The organism is Streptomyces sp. NPDC004752 (genome assembly GCF_053601275.1).
This window is the reverse complement of the sequence record NZ_JBSGBN010000006.1, coordinates 35,726-53,819: the sequence shown is the minus strand read 5'-3', so window position 1 is coordinate 53,819 and position 18,094 is coordinate 35,726. Positions and strand designations below refer to the sequence as shown.

Annotated in this window: 16 protein-coding genes and 6 pseudogenes; 8 read left to right on the top strand and 14 right to left on the bottom strand. The window is 69.0% G+C overall.

Features of this window, described 5'->3' with window-relative positions:
* Window positions 1-232: 232 nt before the first annotated feature.
* A pseudogene (locus ACWEKM_RS04380) lies at window positions 233-340 on the bottom strand (BBE domain-containing protein); the annotation flags it as partial.
* Window positions 321-1,308, bottom strand: a pseudogene (locus tag ACWEKM_RS04375) (IS5 family transposase). The pseudogenes ACWEKM_RS04375 and ACWEKM_RS04380, both read right to left, overlap by 20 nt.
* 140 nt (window positions 1,309-1,448) lie before the next feature.
* Between ACWEKM_RS04375 and ACWEKM_RS04370 the strand changes: the two are divergent.
* Together ACWEKM_RS04370 and ACWEKM_RS04365 are read left to right on the top strand one after the other, a co-directional pair.
* Complete coding sequence (locus ACWEKM_RS04370) at window positions 1,449-2,261, top strand: hypothetical protein (RefSeq protein ID WP_451619640.1); 813 nt, start codon at window positions 1,449-1,451, stop codon at window positions 2,259-2,261.
* Window positions 2,155-2,694 (top strand): annotated as a pseudogene (locus ACWEKM_RS04365) (transposase); the annotation flags it as partial. The gene ACWEKM_RS04370 and the pseudogene ACWEKM_RS04365, both read left to right, overlap by 107 nt.
* A 211-nt stretch (window positions 2,695-2,905) precedes the next feature.
* Here the strand turns inward: ACWEKM_RS04365 and ACWEKM_RS04360 are convergent.
* From ACWEKM_RS04360 to ACWEKM_RS04345, 4 genes and pseudogenes are all read right to left on the bottom strand, one after another.
* On the bottom strand, window positions 2,906-3,862 hold the full coding sequence (locus ACWEKM_RS04360; protein ID WP_451619639.1) for a LysR substrate-binding domain-containing protein: 957 nt from the start codon (window positions 3,860-3,862) through the stop codon (window positions 2,906-2,908).
* A gap of 26 nt (window positions 3,863-3,888) precedes the next feature.
* Window positions 3,889-4,807, bottom strand: a pseudogene (gene dmpG, locus ACWEKM_RS04355) (4-hydroxy-2-oxovalerate aldolase); the annotation flags it as partial.
* A gap of 1 nt (window position 4,808) precedes the next feature.
* Window positions 4,809-4,940 (bottom strand): annotated as a pseudogene (locus ACWEKM_RS04350) (acetaldehyde dehydrogenase (acetylating)); the annotation flags it as partial.
* On the bottom strand, window positions 4,930-5,289 hold the full coding sequence (locus tag ACWEKM_RS04345) for a 2-keto-4-pentenoate hydratase (protein WP_451619638.1): 360 nt from the start codon (window positions 5,287-5,289) through the stop codon (window positions 4,930-4,932). The pseudogene ACWEKM_RS04350 and the gene ACWEKM_RS04345, both read right to left, overlap by 11 nt.
* A gap of 100 nt (window positions 5,290-5,389) precedes the next feature.
* Here ACWEKM_RS04345 and ACWEKM_RS04340 point away from each other — a divergent pair.
* A pseudogene (locus tag ACWEKM_RS04340) lies at window positions 5,390-6,123 on the top strand (IclR family transcriptional regulator).
* Window positions 6,124-6,157: 34 nt separating this feature from the next.
* Here the strand turns inward: ACWEKM_RS04340 and ACWEKM_RS04335 are convergent.
* From ACWEKM_RS04335 to ACWEKM_RS04310, 6 genes are all read right to left on the bottom strand, one after another.
* A complete protein-coding gene (locus ACWEKM_RS04335) occupies window positions 6,158-6,742 on the bottom strand; it encodes an asparagine synthase-related protein (protein ID WP_451619709.1) in 585 nt (194 codons plus the stop codon).
* A 137-nt stretch (window positions 6,743-6,879) separates the two neighbouring features.
* Window positions 6,880-7,875 (bottom strand): amidohydrolase family protein, encoded by a 996-nt coding sequence (locus ACWEKM_RS04330; RefSeq protein ID WP_451619637.1) that lies wholly within the window; start codon window positions 7,873-7,875, stop codon window positions 6,880-6,882.
* Between the two features lies 1 nt (window position 7,876).
* On the bottom strand, window positions 7,877-8,398 hold the full coding sequence (locus ACWEKM_RS04325; RefSeq protein WP_451619636.1) for a 3-hydroxyanthranilate 3,4-dioxygenase: 522 nt from the start codon (window positions 8,396-8,398) through the stop codon (window positions 7,877-7,879).
* A 75-nt stretch (window positions 8,399-8,473) separates the two neighbouring features.
* On the bottom strand, window positions 8,474-8,899 hold the full coding sequence (locus ACWEKM_RS04320) for a RidA family protein (protein WP_451619635.1): 426 nt from the start codon (window positions 8,897-8,899) through the stop codon (window positions 8,474-8,476).
* Entirely contained in the window at window positions 8,900-9,664 is a 765-nt protein-coding gene (locus ACWEKM_RS04315) for a 2-keto-4-pentenoate hydratase (protein WP_451619634.1), read from the bottom strand. It abuts the gene before it with no gap.
* Between the two features lie 67 nt (window positions 9,665-9,731).
* Window positions 9,732-11,207, bottom strand: coding sequence for a 2-hydroxymuconic semialdehyde dehydrogenase (locus ACWEKM_RS04310; RefSeq protein ID WP_451619633.1), 1,476 nt, complete (start codon window positions 11,205-11,207; stop codon window positions 9,732-9,734).
* 343 nt (window positions 11,208-11,550) lie between these two features.
* On the opposite strand from ACWEKM_RS04310, the gene ACWEKM_RS04305 reads away from it, so the two are divergent.
* From ACWEKM_RS04305 to ACWEKM_RS04285, 5 genes are all read left to right on the top strand, one after another.
* Entirely contained in the window at window positions 11,551-12,390 is an 840-nt protein-coding gene (locus ACWEKM_RS04305) for an IclR family transcriptional regulator (RefSeq protein WP_451619632.1), read from the top strand.
* Window positions 12,391-12,600: 210 nt separating this feature from the next.
* Window positions 12,601-13,590 carry an ABC transporter substrate-binding protein gene (locus tag ACWEKM_RS04300; RefSeq protein ID WP_451619631.1) on the top strand — a complete coding sequence of 330 codons (990 nt, stop codon included), beginning with the start codon at window positions 12,601-12,603 and terminating at the stop codon, window positions 13,588-13,590.
* Window positions 13,591-13,694: 104 nt separating this feature from the next.
* Window positions 13,695-14,918: a cytochrome P450 gene (locus ACWEKM_RS04295; RefSeq protein WP_451619630.1), complete on the top strand. Its 1,224-nt coding sequence runs from the start codon at window positions 13,695-13,697 to the stop codon at window positions 14,916-14,918.
* A gap of 1 nt (window position 14,919) precedes the next feature.
* Complete coding sequence (locus ACWEKM_RS04290; protein WP_451619629.1) at window positions 14,920-15,237, top strand: Rieske (2Fe-2S) protein; 318 nt, start codon at window positions 14,920-14,922, stop codon at window positions 15,235-15,237.
* A 23-nt stretch (window positions 15,238-15,260) separates the two neighbouring features.
* Window positions 15,261-16,238: a PDR/VanB family oxidoreductase gene (locus tag ACWEKM_RS04285; RefSeq protein ID WP_451619628.1), complete on the top strand. Its 978-nt coding sequence runs from the start codon at window positions 15,261-15,263 to the stop codon at window positions 16,236-16,238.
* A 796-nt stretch (window positions 16,239-17,034) separates the two neighbouring features.
* On the opposite strand, the gene ACWEKM_RS04280 is transcribed toward ACWEKM_RS04285, so the two are convergent.
* Window positions 17,035-17,808, bottom strand: coding sequence for an SDR family NAD(P)-dependent oxidoreductase (locus ACWEKM_RS04280; RefSeq protein ID WP_451619627.1), 774 nt, complete (start codon window positions 17,806-17,808; stop codon window positions 17,035-17,037).
* Window positions 17,805-18,086, bottom strand: a complete 282-nt coding sequence (locus tag ACWEKM_RS04275; RefSeq protein WP_451619626.1) for a hypothetical protein — start codon at window positions 18,084-18,086, stop codon at window positions 17,805-17,807. Before ACWEKM_RS04275 ends, ACWEKM_RS04280 begins: the two co-directional genes overlap by 4 nt.
* Between the last annotated feature and the right edge of the window lie 8 nt (window positions 18,087-18,094).

Sequence of the window (18,094 nt, the reverse complement as noted above, 5' to 3'; positions counted from 1 at the left end):
GGCGGCGGACGCATTGGATCGGAGACGGCCGGGCCACCGCACTCGGGGCTCCTGCTCCCGTGCGTCGCGTCCGGACTGAGGCGACGAAACCTGGAAGCGGCCGTCCGTGTGCTCGTAGCGGCGGTGGAAATCCGCGGAGTCGGGCACGCCGGTCCGCACAGGCCGACTGCCGGGACAGCTCCCCAGGCCCCGATCACCGGAGGAAGGATCATCCCGCGCGCGGGGAGTGCACTCACTCACCCGCATTCTTCCCGGCCGGAACATCAGCGACGGGGAAATTCTGGTGGAACACGTTGTCGGGATCGATCTGCTTCTTGATATCACGTAGCCGTTGGAGCGTCGTGCCGGGGAATGCCTCGGCAAGTCGTTCCGGCGTGAAAGCCGACTCGAAGCTGAGAGCGTGTCTGAGATCGGCTACGGGATGGTTTTTCGTAGTGGGTGGGGGCCTTGGCGTACGGCGGGTTGGCCTCGGGTGAGCCGGCGGAGTATCACGTCGGTCATGGCCCAGCGGATCATGGTTTCGGAGTGTGCCGGACCGCGTTCGTAGTCGCAGGCCAGGCGGCGTCGCATGGTGATCCACGCGAAGGTGCGCTCCACCGCCCACCGCTTGGGCTGCACCTTGAAGCCCCGTTGCCCGGGATCCTTGCGGACGATGTCCAAGGCGCGGCGCAAGACCGTGCCGCACCACTCGACGAGCCTGCCTGCGAAGCCCTGGTCGGCCCAGATCCTGCTCACGGTGGGGTGGTCCAGGCGGGTCCACAGCAGGGAGCGCCTGGCGCCGTCGCGGTCCTGGACGTTTGCGGCCAGCACGTGCACGGTCAGCAGGAGACCGAGGGTGTCGGTGACGATGAACCGCTTGCGGCCCTTGGTCTTCTTGCCCGCATCGAAGCCGCTGGTGGCCTTGGGTACGGTGTCCGCGGCGCGCACCGACTGGGAGTCGACCAGGCCGGCGGACGGTTCCGGGTTGCGGCCGTCGGCCTGGCGGACCTTGACCCGCAGGGCGTCGTGGACCTTCTCCACCGTGCCGTCGTCGTGCCACCAGGTGAAGTACCAGTACACCGTCGGCCAGGGCGGAAAGTCCTTGGGCAGGTACCGCCACTGGCACCCGGTCCGCGCCAGGTACAAGATCGCCTCCACGATCCGCCGACGCGGGTGCTTCTCCCGCCGCCCGCCCTTCCGGCCCGTCCTCGGCGCGGGAAGCAGCGGCTCGATCAACGCCCACTGCTCATCGGTCAGTTCAGACGGATAGTCGTCCTTGCCAGCACTCACACACCACTCAACGAGCCACCCGGACGGCCGATACGGCAGATCTCAGACACGCTCTCAGAGAAGTACCGGGGCTTGCGGAGCGCCCGTTGCGTTGAGAGGCGCACGGCGGGTGCGGGAAGCGGTCCGGAGAAACGGCTCGGTCGAAAGGCCGGGACCGCGCTCCGGGCCGACTTCACGCCATGGAGCTGGACGACCCCGGGTTCCATCACAGCGTGCTGGCCGATTTCCGCGATCGTCTCGCCGAAGGCGACGGTGCTGACCGCCTCCTCGACCTCGCGCTGGCTCGCCTCAAGGAGGCCGGCCTGGTGCACGAGCGCACCACTCAGCGCACCGACTCCACCCATGTCCTGACCGCAGTGCGTGACCTGACCCGCCTGGAGCTGGTCACCGAGGCGGTCCGCGCCGCACTGGAAGAGGCCGCCGGCACCTCCCCACACCTGCTGGACGAGCTGGTCGATGAGGACTGGGGGCGCCGCTACGGCCGACCGGTCCGCCTGGGCAAGAACCCCACCAAGCCCAAGACCAGGATCCTTGCCACCGGAAACGACGCCGTCCGGCTCCTGGAACACCTCAACCGGCACGGAGCAGACCGCACCTCCGGTCCTCGCATCCAGGCCCTGCGCCAGATCATGGTGCGGAACTACCACGGTGACACCGCAGGACACCTGCGCTGGCGCACCACTGAGACGGAAGACGGACCCGGGCTGCCGCCCTCGTCCCGGGCGGTCGTATCGCCCTATGACACCTCGGCCCGCTACGCACGGCACGGACACATCAAGCTGGAAGGGGTTCTCCGCTCACCTGACCGAGACCTGTGCTCCCGACGACCCCAACGTGATCACGGACGTGGCCACCACCGCGGCCACCACCCACGACAGCAAGGTCCTGCCCGGCATCCACACCCGCCTCTCCCGCCGCGGACTCCCGCCCGCCGAGCACCTGGTCGATGCCGGCTACACCTCCCTGTCCCACCTGGAACAAGCCACCCGTGAACACCAGGTCACCGTCTCTGGACCACTGCGGAGCAACCCCACCCGTCAGCACCGCCGGGACGAGGGCCTCGCCCGGGACGACTTCCACATCGACTACGACCGTCAGCAGGTCACCTGCCCCCAGGGCCAGGTCAGCCAGGGCTGGCACGGCCCCTACCCGACCTCCTCACCCACAGCGGCTCCGCTGATCGTGGCCAGGTTCACCAAAAGCCAGTGCCGGCCCTGCCCGGCGCGCACCCGATGCACCACCTCCCGCGAAAGCACCCGCACCGTGGGCTTTCCCCTACGAGAACTCCGCGACCTGCACCTTCGCGTCCGCACCGAGCAACAGACAGCCGAGTGGAAGACCCGCTACGCGGTCCGCTCCGGAGTGGAGGGCACGGTCAACGAGTTCGCCCACGGGCATGGCATGCGCCGCTGCCGTTACCGAGGACAGAGAAAGGCCCACATCCAGCACGTCCTGATGGCCATCGACGTCAACATCGAGCGCCTCTACGGACTGCCGCCAACCGAGGAGACCCACACGCCGCGCCGACCGACTGCCTTCCAGAACTACCTCGACCAGCGCGAGATACCCCGGCCGAAGTCCTGGCGAACCCTGGGCAGCCGACTTCGGCGGCTCCAAGATCCCCGACAGAGTCAAGCTAGCGGGTGGGCCCCGGCTCGTCCGGGGTGTTGGCCCCCGTCATCGTCGTGGCGCTGTCCGACAGACAGCGGATCAACGTCTGGGCGGCGGGGCTCAGCCAGCGCTTCTTCGACAGCGTCAAGCCGACGCTGTGGCCCACCAGTTCCAGCGGGACGGCCAGCCCAGTGAGACGGGCGTCTTCCCGGGTGATCAGGCTCGGCAGGGCGGCGATGACGTCGGCGTCCAGCAACAGCTGCCGCACGGTGAGGAACGACGTGGTCTCGACGCGATTCGCGGGTAGGGAGATGCCGTGCCGGGCGAAGAATCCCTCGAGTTCGCCGCGCAGGCTCGTTTCCCTCCCCGGCAGGATCCACGGGTACTCGGCCAGCACCGGCACTTCGACGTCCGTCCGGCCGGCCAGCGGATGCGTGGCGCGGACCGCGAGCTCGATGGACTCGTCGTAGAGCTTCTGCCGCTCCCAGCGATCGTCGGACGGCGCGGTGAGCCGGCCGACGATCAGGTCGACGCGACCTGCCTCCATCTCCACCAGCAGCGCCTTGGGAGATGCCTCCCGCACGACGACAGTGAGGTGGGGGCGCTGCTGCTTGAGCATCGCGATCGCGTGCGGCAGCAGCACGTTCGAGCCGGCCAGGTGCGTGCCGACCACGACCGTGCCCCGGGCGGCATCGGCCAGCTCGACGATGTGCCGTCCCGCCTCCGACGCCTGCGCCAGCATCGCACGGGCGTGTTCGGTGAACGCCTCACCGAACACCGTCGGCGTGATTCCGCGTGGGCCGCGCTCGAAGAGCTGGACGCCGAGGATTTCCTCCAGCTCGTGCAGACCGCGGGTGACCACCGGTTGAGTGATGTGCAACTCGGCCGCGGCGCCGACCACGCTGCGTTGCCGCGCCAACGCATCAAGCAGTACCAGATGGCGGAACTTCAACCGTCCGTCCAAGAGCCGCGGAACCTGCATTCGCTCACCTTAACGGCTGGAACCGGTCACTGTTCGGGCCTATGCGGGGACAGGTCGAGGGCGACGTCGGTGATCATGTCCTGCTGCCCGCCGACCATGCGGCGACGGCCGACCTCGACCAGGACGGAGCGGGTGTCCAGGCCGTAGCGGACGGCGGCCGCCTCCGCGTGCCGGAGGAAGCTGGAGTACACGCCCGCGTAGCCGAGGGTGAGCGTCTCCCGGTCTACGCGCACTTCGCGGTCCTGGAGAGGTCGTACGAGGTCGTACGAGGTCGTCGGCGGCGTCCATCAGCGGGAACAGGTCACAACCGTGCTTCCAGCCCATCAGGTCGGCGACGGCGATGAATGCCTCCAGCGGGCAGTTGCCGGCACCCGCGCCCTGGCCCGCGAGCGAGGCGTCCACACGTACGGCGCCGCTCTCGACGGCCACCACCGTGTTGGCGACTCCGAGGGCGAGGTTGTGGTGGGCATGGATGCCCAGCTCCGTGCCGGGGTCGAGGACGTCGCGGTAGGCGCGGAAGCGGTCGCGGACGCCGTCCATGGTGAGCCGGCCGCCGGAGTCGGTGACGTAGACGCAGTGGGCACCATAGGATTCCATCAGCCTGGCCTGCCGGGCCAGTTCCACGGGCTCGGCCATGTGGGACATCATCAGGAAACCGACCACATCCATGCCCAGCTCTCTGGCGGCGGCGATGTGCTGGGCGGCGATGTCGGCCTCGGTGCAGTGGGTGGCGACGCGCACCGACCGGATGCCGAGGCGGTGGGCCTGCTGCAGGCCGGCGAGGGTGCCGATGCCGGGGAGCAGGAGTGTGGTGGGAACGGCGCTACCGACGGCGCCGACGACGGCCTCAATCCACTCCCAGTCGGTGTGGGCCCCGATGCCGTACGTCATGCTGGATCCGGACAGGCCGTCGCCGTGGGCGATCTCGATGGCTCCCGCACCGGCACGGGCCGATGGCGGCGCAGGTGAGGTCGATCACGGTGCGGCCCGCGCCGCGTAGTACCTCGTCATGGCGCCGGTGCGCGCCCGCGGAGGTGGTGTCGAAGACGGTTTCCACGTCTGCGAACTCATCGCGGCCCGTCCAGAGAGTCGGCGCTGCTGCCGGCGGAGACCTTCTCGCCGCCGCGGGTGAGGATCGTCCACACGCTGCGCAGATCGACGGCGGTCAGTGGCACGGGCGCGCCGCCCAGCACGAACAGGCCGCTGGAGGCGTTGTCGGCGACGGTGTCGACGAGGGTGATGTCCCAGTCGGTGATGCGGCTGTCCACATCTCCAGCGCGGGCAGCGCGAAGGACGGCACTCAGCACGTCGGCCACGGTCGGCTCGACGTGCGGCAGGTCGGCGCCGAGCACAAGGGCGACCTCCGCCTCCACCTTGGGCTGCAGCAACTTTCCGGCCGGCACGACGCCACCGTCGGGTACGGCCATGTCCGACAGCAGCGCACCGAAGTCAGGCTGGTCGACGCCGAGTTGCCGCTGGACGGAGGGTGAGGTCAGCCGATCTTGCGGCCGACGACGCGGCGCCCGGGTGCGGCGGCCAGGCGGCGTTCGAAAGGCGATTTCCGTCCTCGGCTGCTTCCGACCCACCGGTGGTCCGTATTGCCTGGCGGAACTCTCTCGGCGCACAGGACTGACCAAGACCACGGTCCACCGCATCGCCGCCGACCTGGTGCGGCTCGGCTACCTGGAGCGCGACGGCGGTGAATTCCGCCTCGGGGGACGGCTGTTCCAGCTCGGGACCCTGGCGCCGCGCCGCCACGGGTTGCGCGAGACCGTCCTGCCGTTCCTGCAAGACCTCTACGAAGCCACCCACGAGACCGTGCACTTCGGCGTCCACGAGGGCCACGAGGTCGTCCATCTGGAGCGCATCCCCGGACACGACACACTGTCGCTTCCCTCCCGGGTCGGCGGCCGACTGCCGCTGACCTGCACCGGCGTCGGCAAGGCGCTGCTGGCCTTCTCCGGCCCCGAGTTGATCGATGAGGTGCTGACCGCTCCACTCCCCGGCTCACCTCCCACTCTCCGACCGGCCCGCGGCGTTTGCGCACCGCCGTCGAGCAGGTGCCGGCCTCCGGGCTCGCCTACGATGAGCAGGAGGCGGCGCCCGACGTCAGCTGCATCGCCGCACCGGTCTTCGACGGCGGCGGCATCGCCGCCTTGTCGGTCGCCGTGCCTCGCATCCGCTTCCACCCCGCCCAGGCCGCGCCTGCCGTGCGCACGACTGCGCTCGGCCTGTCCCGCGCGCTACGCCGTAACAGCTGAGAGGCCAGCCGTCGTCCGCGGCCCCGCGGTGCGCCTACCAGCCCTTCGGCAAGGAGCAGCGTCCGGGCGAGGAGGGGCGCTGCCTCGCGGCGCTCGGCTCCCCCGGACGACCGCGGTGTCGAGGAACGGACACACCGGACGTACGGCGGTGCGTAGAGGAGGGTCTCCTCGCGGGCTGCGGCGCCGTTGAGCCGCAGTGCCGCCCAGTCGTCCCACTCCCCGGCCCGTAAGTCCGGCTTCCGCCGGGCGGAGGCACGCAGCGTCTGCGGCATGAGCGTGCGTCCGTCGGGGGTGCGCCACCCGTCACCTGCGCTCCCAGGCCGGCCGCCGGTTCCAGATGGGTGGCGGCCATTCCCGCGATGGCGGTGGACAGCGTCGGGCTGTCCTCCGCCACCGGTGCGGGCCGCGCGAAGTGCCAGGTCCGCGGCCCGCCCTGGCACACGTGCTGTTCGAGGCCCCCGTGCGCGGCGACCCTGGCGGCGAACGCCGTGTCCTCCGTGCTCGCAGGCTCACTCGCGTAGGTCACCGCGCGGACCGGGCGGCGCCGCGCGGCGAGCAGTACCACCGACGACGAATCGAGCCCCCGGACAGATCCGCCCCGACCTCCTCGTGCGGGCAGGCTTGTCCCCCGGCCGCCTTCCCGGGGAACAGGCCCCGGGCACCGGCCGGATCACCGGCCACGAACGTCCGCTCACCATGGGACGCCACCACCCGGTACGAGCCCGCCCACCGGGCCGGCGGTTACCGGACAACCCTTCAGGTCAGGCCGAGGAAACGCGCCGCGTTCGCATGGCTGATCAGGTGCCGTGCCGTGTCGTCGAGGAAGGCGCTCTTGCGCACGACGTCGCCGACCGGCCGTTCCCCCAAGGGGTAGGGGTAATCGCTGCCGACCAGGACGCGGTGCGCACCCACGGTGTCGACGAGGAGCCGCAGCGCGCGCTCGTCGAAGACCACCGAGTCGACGTGGAAACGCCCGATGTAGTGGGAGGGCGGAAATTCCGATGTGCCGATGACATCGTTCCGCCCGTGCCAGGCGTTCTCCACGCGGCCGAGCCAGAAGGCGAACGAGCCGCCACCGTGGGCGAAGCAGATCTTCAGGCTCTCGTCGATCCGGTCGAAGGCGCCTCCCAGGATCAGCGAGAGGATGGACAGGTGCGTCTCCGCGGGCATCCCCGTGAGCCATTGCGCCATCCATCGGTCCAACCGCGGCGAGCTCGGCATGTCCCAGGGATGTACGAAGACGGGCACACCCAGCGCCGCGCAGTGCTGGAGGAAGGTCACCACCCCCGCATGGTCGAGGTCGTGGTCGCCGATGTGGTTGCCGATCTCCACTCCGCGATGGCCGTTGGCGACGCACCGTTCGAGCTCGCGGCAGGCCAGATCGGGGTCCTGCAGCGGAACCTGGCAGAACGGAAGGAGTCGGTCCGGCGCGTCCGCGACGATGCCGAGCGCCAGGTCGTTGAAGACTCGGGAGATCCGCGATGCCTGTTTGGCCGTGCGCCCGTAGTTGAAGAAGGCCGGGGTGGGTGACACCACCTGGGTCTGCACGCCGTCCGCGTCCATGTCGGCCAGCCGGGCCTCGGCGTCCCAGCAGTTCGCCTGGACGCGCCGGAATTCGCGGGTGCCCATCATGATCACCGCGTCGAGCTCGGATTCGATCTTCAGCCAGGGCGCCTCGGTGCCGGCGTCCGCGGTCAAATCGGGCCAGCCGCGCGGGACATAGTGGGAGTGGACGTCGATCATTCCACCCATCTCATCCGACCCCGGGGTGGAGGGCGCCGCACTTCGGGCAGGTCCGAGCCGACTCATCGGCGTAGAACCGGTTGAACACCGGGGGGAGATCCGCGACGATGTCGCGCACCTGGAGTTCCGTCTCGTAGATCAGCAGATCGCAGGTCTGGCAGTACCACTGGAACTTCTCCAGTGTGCCTTCTTCGCGGACCCGTTCGATGACCAGGCCAATGGATTCCGGGTCGGGGCGCTGCGGGGAGTGCGGGATGTTGCCGGGCAGCAACCAGACCTGCCCCTGCTTGATGTGTACGGCTTTCGGGCCGTTGTCCGTCATCAGGTTGACCTGGATGTCGCCCTTGATCTGGTAGAACCACTCCTCGTAGGGGTCGACATGGTAGTCGGTGCGCTGGTTGGGCCCACCGACGATCTGCACGATGAAGTCCTTGCCCAGTTCCATCGTCCGGTTGTTCACCGGTGGTTTGAGCAGGTGTTCATGCTCCTCGATCCAGCCCTGAAAGTCGATCACTGGAGGGATCTCGGTCATCTGGCATCTCCGGGAGTCGGGCGCGCGGCCGGCTGGCCGGCGCTGCGTCTGTGGTGGTTGGGCCGCAAGCACCGACTACGGCTGGTCGCGCCGTGGCACATGGGCTACCGCCTGGATCTCGATGAGCAGGTGTGGGTGCGGCAGCTGGTGCACCGCGACGGTTGTCCGGGTCGGGCCTGACTCGTCGAAGTACTCGCCGTAGACCTCGTTGTAGCCGCCGAAGTCGTTCATCGACACCAGAAACGTGGTGATCTGGACGAGGTCGCCGAGCTCGGCGCCGACCTCCGCGAGGATCGCGCGGAGGTTCTCGATCACCGCCTGGGTCTGCACCCTGATGTCCAGATTGGTCGTGCCCTGTTCGTCCGCCTCGGCGCCCGCGAGCGTGTCGTCCGGCCGGCGCGAGCTCGTGCCGGAGATGAAGACCAGGTCGCCGACGACCTTTACGTGCGGGAAGCGGCCACGTGGTCGTGCCCGCCCTTCGATGACCCGTGACGTGTGCACTCAGACTCCCTTCAACGACACTGTGCCGAGCCCGGCGACCGCTGCCTCGACGCGCCCAGGCCCCAGCGGGACGGCCTCGGTAGCCGCTCCGGCAAGCACGATCTGCCCGGCACGCAAGGGAATGCGTCGTCGGCCGGCCAGCTCCAGCAGGGCGTGCAGGGCGCGGGCGGGGTCACCCAGGATTGCCGCCGTGGACCCGAACACCTCACGGTCGCCCACCCGCAGGCGCACCTCTCGGTCCGAGACGTCCTCGACCGGTCGCCATGTCCCGATCGCGAATCCGGCGGCCGAGGTGTTGTCGGCGATGACATCGGTGTATGTGAACCGGAAATTCAGGTATCGCGAGTCGATGATCTCGATGGCCGGTGCGACGGCGTCCACAATGGAGGCCACATCCGGCGCCGGCTCGTCCGGGTCGATGTCGCGCACGAGCCGGTAGGCGACCTCCGGCTCGACCTTCGGGTGGATGAACCGGCGCAGGTCGGCCTCGCCGCCGTCGGCGACGCGCATCGCGTCGGTGAGCTGCCCGGCGATCACTTCGGAGACACCCATCTGCGCCATCTTCGCCTCGCTGGTGAACCCCAGCTTGACGCCGACCACGCGCTCACCGCGTCCGGTCCTGCGGGCCAGCAGCTCCTCCTGAACGGAATAGGCGGTGGCTACGTCGAGCGTGGCCGTATCGACGAGACTCGGTGTCTCCGTCCGTTTCCGCTGGGCGTCGTCGAGGCGCCGGGCCAGCGCGTGGATCTCCCCGTGATCGGTCACGACGCGCCGCCAGGGGCGGTCCGCGCCTGCCGCGGGGCGAGATCGAGGGCGATAACGGCGATCAGCTTCACAGGAGCACGCACACATTCGTGGGTTGGGTGTAGAAGTGCAGGGACGATTCGCCGCCCTCCCGGCCGATGCCGGACAGGCCGACGCCGCCGAAGGGCGAACGCAGATCCCGGAGGAACCAGGTGTTCACCCAGGACATTCCGACCTTCATGCGCTGGGCGACCCGGTGGCCCCTGCGCAGGTCGTTGGTCCACACCGAGGAGGCCAGGCCGTACTCGGTGTCATTGGCCAGTGCGATTGCCTCCTCCTCCGTGTCGAAGGGGATCAGCGCCGCGACGGGACCGAAGATCTCCTCACACACCGGGCGGTCCGCATTCGACAGTCCGGTCCACAGGGTCGGCTCGACCCACGAGCCGCCATCGAGCTTCGCTCCGAGCTCCGGTATGTTTCCGCCGGTCAGCACCTTGGCTCCGGCCTCCTCGGCGAGGGTGAAGTGGCCGATGACCTTGTCCCGGTGCGCCTGGGAGATCAGCGGCCCCGTCGTGGTCCGCTCGTCGCACGGGTCGCCGAGCCGCAGTGCCCGCGCCCGGTCGACCAGACCGGCGGCCACGTCCTCGAAGATGCGCCGGTGGACATAGACCCGCTCGGTGCACAGGCACACCTGCCCGGTGTTGGTGAACACCGACCTGCTCAGCCCGGTCAGCGCCTCGTCCAGGTCCACATCCTCGAACACGATCGCCGCGTTCTTGCCGCCCAGTTCGAAGGAGACCGGACGCACCCGCGGCGCCACCGTCGCCATCACCCGGGCGCCGGTCTCGGACGACCCGGTGAAGGTCACCCCGTCGATGCCGGGATGTGAGGTCAGGAACTCGCCGGCGGAGTCGGCACCGAACCCGTGGACCACGTTGTAGGCGCCGGACGGCAGGCCGGCCTCCGCCAGCACCTCGGCCAGCAGAACCGCTGTCGACGGGGTCTCTTCGCTGGGTTTGACCACGACCGCGTTGCCGCAGGCCAGCGCAGGCGCCACCTTCCACGTGAGGAGGAGCAGCGGCAGGTTCCACGGCACGATCACCGCGACCACGCCGAGCGGCTTGCGCACCGCGTAGTTCAGCGCCTGACGGCTGCCGGGGAGATCGGTGACAAAGGACTCCTGGCCCGCGGCGGCGACGACGTCGGCGAAGGTACGGAAGTTGGCCACCGCCCGCGCCACATCCAGCTCCCGTGCCTGGACGACCGGCTTGCCGGTGTCCGCGACCTCGGCGGCCACGAACTCGTCGAAGCGTTCCTCGATGCGGTCCGCCACCCGGCGCAGCAGGGCGGTGCGTTCCCGAACCGGGGCCTCGGCCCAGCCGCCGTGCAGCGCCCGCCGCGCCGATCGCACCGCGCGGTCCACCAGGGACCGGTCGGCCTCACACACATAAGCACATACCTGCCCGGTAGCCGGGTCGATGTTGTCGAAGCCCTTCGTGTCGTCGGGATCGACGAACCGTCCGTCGACGAAGTTGCGGATCCACCGTAGGTCGTGTGTCGCCATGTGCCCGCTTTCCGTTTCTCGACTCGTGTCCCGGTCCGCCGTACGCCGTCCGTGGCCATGTCGCACGGCCGGGCCCAGTCATCGTCACGCCGCCGGCCGAGCCCGTCCAATGCGCACTTCGTCGGCAGCCATGCCTGTTCAGGCATGTGCTGAACGCGTTCACCTCGGTATTGCTCAACCGTGGTTTCGTAGTTCACGCTGTGGCGTAACGACGCCGGTGGCCCGGTGGCCGACCATGCCCATCGGTTCAATCGGCGACTCGAGGAAGGTAATGGTCACGATGACGACCGCCCCCTGGTCGAGCGGCCCAGCGCCGGAAGTCGACGCCCACCCCCGACCCCGCATGATATTGACCCCGTCCAGGGCGGTCCCGTTCCGCAAGGTCGCCACTGGTCAGCTCCAGCAGCGGCCGGCGTATCTGGTCGCCTCGGTCGACAACGCCCTGCGACTGGTGCAACTGCTGCGCGACGAGGGCCGGATACAGCTCAAGGACGCCGCACGAGAACTCGGGGTGGCGCAGTCGACCGCCCACCGGCTGCTGTCCACGCTCGTCTATCGCGGCTTCGCCATCCAGGACGAACACCGCGCCTATCTGCCCGGCCCGGGGATGGGGAACGGGCCCGCCGGACTCAGCTGGGTCAGACAGCTGCGCAACCTGGCCGCGCCGCACCTGGAGAACCTGTCCAGCCAACTGGACGAAACAGTGAATCTCATGATCCGGGGCCGCACCCGAGTCCGGTTCCTCCTGAGCATCGAGGCCGACAACGTCTTCAGGATCGGCGACCGGCAGGGGGCCGTGCTCCCGGCGCGGCACACCGCCGGCGGCAAGGCCCTGCTCGCCGGACTCGATCGCCCCACCCTCCAGGGTCTCTACCGCGGCACCAGCACCGAACTCGCCGGCGAACAACTCGACGAACCGACCTTCCACGCCCTGCTCGCCGAACTCGATCTCATCCGCCGCAACGGACACGCCATCAGCGTCGAGCAAGCCGAGGCCGACGTCGCCGATGTCGGCATGGTGGTCATCGCCCACCGCCCGACGGTGATGGCCGCATTCTCCGTCGCGACTCCCAAGACCCGGTTCCGCGCGCTGTTCGAGAGCAACGCGATCGAGCTCATGCACAACACCCGACGCGAGCTTGAACGCGAACTACGCGCCTGCGGGATCGGCGTCACCGACTGAAACCGGAGCGGGCCAGGCCGACTTTCCCGAGAGCAGAATATTGGTCACCGGCCAGCGGGCGGAGTCGTAGCGTCGCAGACAACGACCCGTGCCACGCTTCGGGCCGGCACCGTTGACGCATCGGGAGGAACTGCCCGGTGAAAGCTGATCGTGACCCACTCGGTGCCGCAGGTTCGCGCGGTCGGGCCCCGAGTTAAGGAGTCACATGACATGGGTTTGCCCATTGACCTGGCCTGCTGGAACTACGACCGCACGCGGGCACTCAGCGACGGGCGCGTCACTGTAGAGGGCGTCGACCTCAACTACCTTTCGATGGAGATGCCCGAGAGCTTTCATCGCATGTTCCGCCATGCCGAGTTCGATGTGTCGGAGATGAGCCTCGCCTGGTACCTCGGGTCGTTCTTCACTCAGCGGCGGCACATGGTCGCGATTCCAGTCTTTCCTTCCCGGATGTTCCGCCACTCCGCGATCTACGTGAACGCTCGCAGCGGCATCAAGGAACCATCCGACCTGGTGGGCAAGCGCGTCGGGGTGCCGGAGTACCAGCAGACGGCCGGCGTATGGATCCGCGGCATGCTCGCCGACGACTACGGCATTCCCCTCGACGCGGTGAGCTATCACCAGGGCGGACTGACCGAACCGGGCCGTCTGGACAGCGCGCCGCGCCGGCCCGAGGGCATCGACCTGTCGCCGATCGGACCGGACGACACGCTCTCCGAACTCCTGGAGCGAGGCGAGATCGACGCGATCTACACCGCGCACGCTCCCGTCGGGTTCGGGGAGGGGGCGGCGCACATCCAGCGTCTGTTCCCGGACTACCGGCACGAGGAGAAGGCGTACTACCAGCGGACCGGGATCTTCCCGATCATGCATACCGTGGTCATCCGCACGGACGTACTGGAAGCCCACCCGTGGCTCGCGCGCTCGCTCATGAAGGGGTTCGAGGAAGCCAAGGCGATCGCCCTTCATGACCTGTTCGAACCGGCGGCCGCCAAGTGCACACTGCCCTGGCTGATGGCCGAGGCCGAGGAGACCGAGCGGGTCTTTGGCACCCGGGACTTCTGGCCGTACGGCGTGGACCGCAATCGCCACACCATCGAGACGTTCGTGCGCTACGCCCACGAGCAGGGGCTCATTCCCGACCGCCCCGCCGCGGAGGACCTGTTCCCGGCCTCGACCATGGCCGTCGCCCGTACCTGATGAGGGGGAAGCGGTTCGTCCCCCGTCACGCCCATCAGTCGCAGCACGACAGGAGAGAAACGATGCCCCCTACTGATTCCAGCGCGTGCCCGTACCACAACGCGGTGACAGACCCCGCGACGATCAACCCGATCACGAGTTTCCGCGATGTTGAGGAGATCTTCCGGTCGCAGGTGATGGCGCCCTTCCTCCACGACGGCACCGAGGGCTTCCGCGGGGAGACGGTGCGGCAGATCGACGGGCCTGAGCATCGCGCCCGGCGACGGGTGATGGGCCGGCTGCTGCGTGGTCAGGGCGAGCGGCGCTTCCGGTCGGAAGTGCTCATGCCGACGGTCGAACGCAACCTTCGGCTCGCCCTCCAGGCCCCGGGCGACGATGGCGTGCCGCGCGCGGACATGGTCCTGTTCGCCCGCGTCGCCTTCTTCCAACTGGCCGCCGCCCTGATCGGGTTGGACGGGGTGGACACGCTTGAGGACGCCGAACGGCTGCGAAAAGCGGCCGACCCGATCCAGGAGGCGATGCGTTCGTGGTACATGCAGGGAGACCGCGGACCGGTTATGGCCCGGGGCATCGAGGCGCAGGAGGACTTCCGCGTCCGGTACTTCGAGCCGGCCTTCGCGCGGCGCGTCGAGCTGGTCAAGGCGGCCACCACGCCGGAGGCGGAAGCTGCCCTGCCCAACGATCTGCTCACCCTCATGGCCCGCGAGCTGGATCCGGCATGGACCGGTGACCAGGGGTTGCAGCTGCGTGAAGCGGTCACCGACTTCATCAACGCCGGAACATTCTCCAGCTCCTTCACGCTCGTCAATGCCCTGGATGAGTGCCTCACCTGGCGCGAGCGGCACGCGGACGGCGCCGACCGTCTCAGCGACGAGAGGTTCCTCGCACAGGCGGTCGCCGAGGGGCTGCGGCTGCACCCCATCGTCCCGCTGTTCTACCGGACGGCGACCGAACCGGTGACGCTCACCTCGGGCAGGAAGCTGTCCGCGGGTGAGCATGTCGCCCTGGACATCGGGGCCGCCAACCGCGATCGGGACGTGTTCGGCCCCGAGGCCGACACCTTCCTCCCGGGCCGGCCGCTTCCCGACGGAGTATCGCCCTATGGAGTCGCTTTCGGTGCCGGACGCCACATGTGTTACGGCATGCCGGTGGTCGTTGGCGGCGACGGGGTGAACGGCAGCCATGTCCAGACCCTCAAGGCACTGTTCTCGGCCGGGGTTCGCCGTGATCGTGACCGCCCCGCGGTCAGGAACGACCGGCTGGGCCGGATGAACGGGCTCTGGGACTCGTATCCGATCGAGTTCGCGCCGACCGGACAGGGGGCCTGAGATGAGCCTGCACCGGGTGCCATTGGGTACAGACCTGCACGCGGGGGGCCTGCGCGGCGTGGTCGTGGCCGGGCGGGCGCTGTGCGTGGCCCGCACGGACGACGGGCGCCTGTTCGCCGTCGATGACCAATGCAGCCACGAGGAGGAGTCGCTCAGCGAGGGTGAGCTGCTCGGCTGCGAGATCGAGTGCCCATGGCACTTCGGCCGATTCGATCTCACCACCGGGGCGGCGGTCGCCCTTCCCGCCATGGAGCCGATCCGTACGTACCGGGTTTTGGCGGACGGCGAGGATCTGCTGATCGACATGCCCGAGGCGTAGCCGCCACCTGACGAGGAGTTCTCGTGCACACAACCCACGACGAGACCGATCTGCGGCTTCGTGTCGTCAGCCGGAAGCAAGGCGCGGAGGGGGTCGTGATCCTTGAGCTGGCGGATCAGCTCGGCGCTCCTCTTCCGTCCTGGTCCCCGGGAGCACACATCGATGTCCTCCTGCCCGGCGGCATGGTGCGGCAGTACTCGCTGTGCGGCGATCCCGCCGAGCGGTCGGCATGGCGGATCGGCGTTCTGCGGGAGCCTGACGGGCGGGGCGGCTCCGTCTTTCTCAACGACCGGGTGCGAGTGGGCGACGAGCTCGACGTCCGCGGCCCGCGCAATAACTTCGAACTCCTCCCGGCCGCGCGCTACGTGTTCATCGCCGGCGGCATCGGCGTAACCCCGCTCCTGCCCATGGCACATGCCGCCCACCGGAGCGGAGCGGAGTGGGAGTTTCATTACGGCGGCCGCAGCCGCGTGTCGATGGCCTTCCTCGACGACCTTGACGCGCTCCAGAGCGGCAACGATCAGCCGGCACGGGTCACCCTTTACGCCCAGGACGAGGTGGGGTTGATCGACCTGGACGGCGTTCTCGCCTCCCCCCAGTCCGGCACGCTCATCTACTGCTGCGGGCCGGAACCCCTGCTGGAGGCGGTGGAGCAGCGTTCCGCGCGGTGGCCTTCCGGCACATCGCATGTGGAACGGTTCGCGCCCAAGGACGTCGGCGAGCCAGTGTTCTCGGACCCATTCAGGGTGGAGCTTGCGGCAAGCGGAATGACCCTCGAAGTGCCCCTGGACAAGTCGATCCTGGAGGTGGTCAGGGAAGCCGGGGTGTCGGTGCCTTCGTCCTGCCAGGAAGGGACTTGCGGGACCTGCGAGACTCCCGTGCTGGAAGGCGCGGTCGACCACCGCGACAGTCTGCTGTCGCCGGAGGAGCAGGCGGCGAACGACACGATGCTCATCTGCGTGTCCCGGGCCGCCTGCCCACGTCTGGTCCTCGACTTGTGACCGGGGCGCCGCTCCGGGCACCGGCTGCCACGACCTGCTGAGCGGAGTCGTCGGCACTGGAACGCCCGCGGGGCGGCGCCCGGCGCCGTCGCGGGGGCGGGGAAGCTGGTTCTGGCACCAACGGGTATTCAGCCTGGCCGACGGCGTGAAATCGCGCTGCGGGAAATCCGGCCGCTTGCCCGCGTGCGGATCCGCGATGGTGGTACGCGTGCAGCGTCTCGGCGGCCGCGCCGACGACAGCCTGCCGAACGGGTCTGTCACTCGAAGCCGGGTGCTGCACCGCCGCGATCTCGCGGTGCATCCCGCCGGAGGCGGTCCGCACCTGGCGGCGCCGTTTCCTGGAGAACAGCCTGGACGGGCTCGGCGACGAGCCGTGGCCGGGGGTCCTGCGGAAGACCGACGCTGATGTCGACCGGCAAACTGTCGACGGATCCGCTGTTCATCGACACGGATCCGCTGTTCACCGACAAGGTCCGCGACGTCGTCGGCTTCTGTCTCGACCCGCAGCGGAAGGCGCTGGTAGGTCCTCGGGGGTCGCCCTGCAGCGGGAGATCCCAAAGGCGGCGCGAGTCTGGCCCGGGCTCTTGCATGGAACGTGGGAACCTGTCGCCCCGATGCTGCTACCGGTCGGAGGTACAGCAATTCCTTACGACCTGACGGGACATTCGAGACGGGTAGTACTCCGCCGACCCAGGGCAGGCCCAAAGTGCTGGTGCCGCTTGGTGAGATGAGACCATCCCTCAAGTCGGTGCCCCGGCCGTCGGTATTGCATGCCGACGGCCAGGGCGTGATGGGGTCAGCGGTGGACCAGTCCGCCGTTGACGCTGATCGTCTGGCCGGTGAGGTAGGCGCTGTCGTCGGAGAGCAGGAACACGGCAAGGCCGACCATGTCCTCGGACACCGCGGGGCGTTGCAGTGCCTGCGCGTCGATCATCGCCTGCTTCTGCTCCGGGCTCACCGTGGCGCGGGCGATCTCGGTGTAGACGGGTCCGGGAGAGAGGGTGTTCACCCGGATCCCGAACTGGCCCAGCTCGTGCGACATGGAGTACGTCATGCCCTGCACCCCGCCTTTGCTCGCGACGTAGTGCAGGTAGCCCGAGCGGCCCATGGGCACCGCGTCAGAGCCGATGTTGATCACGCTCGCCGATTCCGACCTGCGCAGCAGCGGCAGCAGCGCGGAGGTCACCAGCCACGGTCCCTTGAGGTTGACCGTGACTACCTGGTCCCACTCCTGCTGAGTGATCTCCCAGAACGGCTTCTGGACGATTGTGGAGAACACCGCCGCGTTGTTGATCAGCCCGTCGAGCCGGCCGTACTCCGCTTCTACGAGGGCGGACAGCTCGGCGCCGCTGCCCGGGTCGGCGACGTCCAGCACGGCCGCCGTGGCCTTGCCCGGTCCGGCCAGGCTCGCGGCGGTGGCGCGGACGGCGTCCGCGTTGCGGTCCGCGAGCACCACCCGGCAGCCTTCTGCCACCAGGCGGCGGGCGTACCCGGCACCGATCCCCTGGGCGGCGCCGGTCACCACGACGACCTTCCCCGCCAGTGCACGCCTGTCCGTCGGCGCCGTCATCGCAAACTCCACTCTCGGTAGCTGGGTTCGTCAGCAGGCACGATCTCGGTTTGCAGGAGCACCAGGCAGCCCGGACAGAACACCTGGCGCAGCACGATAGAGCGGTCGGTGAACCGTGCGGGGTCGGCGTGTACTCCGGGTCCGGCCTCGCTCGAGGGCCGTTCGGTGCGCAGCGCCCTGTCGAGCGGGGTGGCGGTTGACGTACCGACCAGTGCGCCACAGTGCCGGCAGTCGACACGCCCTCCCGGGCTGACAGTCAGGTTGAGGTCGAGATCCATCGACAGTC

Coding starts and splice junctions, on each gene's coding strand:
- ACWEKM_RS04330 (WP_451619637.1), bottom strand. CDS start 7,875: ATGGGTGGAATGATCGACGTCCACTCCCACTATGTCCCGCGCGGCTGG.
- ACWEKM_RS04370 (WP_451619640.1), top strand. CDS start 1,449: ATGGAGCTGGACGACCCCGGGTTCCATCACAGCGTGCTGGCCGATTTC.
- ACWEKM_RS04310 (WP_451619633.1), bottom strand. CDS start 11,207: ATGGCGACACACGACCTACGGTGGATCCGCAACTTCGTCGACGGACGG.
- ACWEKM_RS04360 (WP_451619639.1), bottom strand. CDS start 3,862: ATGCAGGTTCCGCGGCTCTTGGACGGACGGTTGAAGTTCCGCCATCTG.
- ACWEKM_RS04275 (WP_451619626.1), bottom strand. CDS start 18,086: ATGGATCTCGACCTCAACCTGACTGTCAGCCCGGGAGGGCGTGTCGAC.
- ACWEKM_RS04300 (WP_451619631.1), top strand. CDS start 12,601: ATGGGTTTGCCCATTGACCTGGCCTGCTGGAACTACGACCGCACGCGG.
- ACWEKM_RS04325 (WP_451619636.1), bottom strand. CDS start 8,398: ATGACCGAGATCCCTCCAGTGATCGACTTTCAGGGCTGGATCGAGGAG.
- ACWEKM_RS04345 (WP_451619638.1), bottom strand. CDS start 5,289: ATGGCCGTACCCGACGGTGGCGTCGTGCCGGCCGGAAAGTTGCTGCAG.
- ACWEKM_RS04305 (WP_451619632.1), top strand. CDS start 11,551: ATGATATTGACCCCGTCCAGGGCGGTCCCGTTCCGCAAGGTCGCCACT.
- ACWEKM_RS04280 (WP_451619627.1), bottom strand. CDS start 17,808: ATGACGGCGCCGACGGACAGGCGTGCACTGGCGGGGAAGGTCGTCGTG.
- ACWEKM_RS04290 (WP_451619629.1), top strand. CDS start 14,920: ATGAGCCTGCACCGGGTGCCATTGGGTACAGACCTGCACGCGGGGGGC.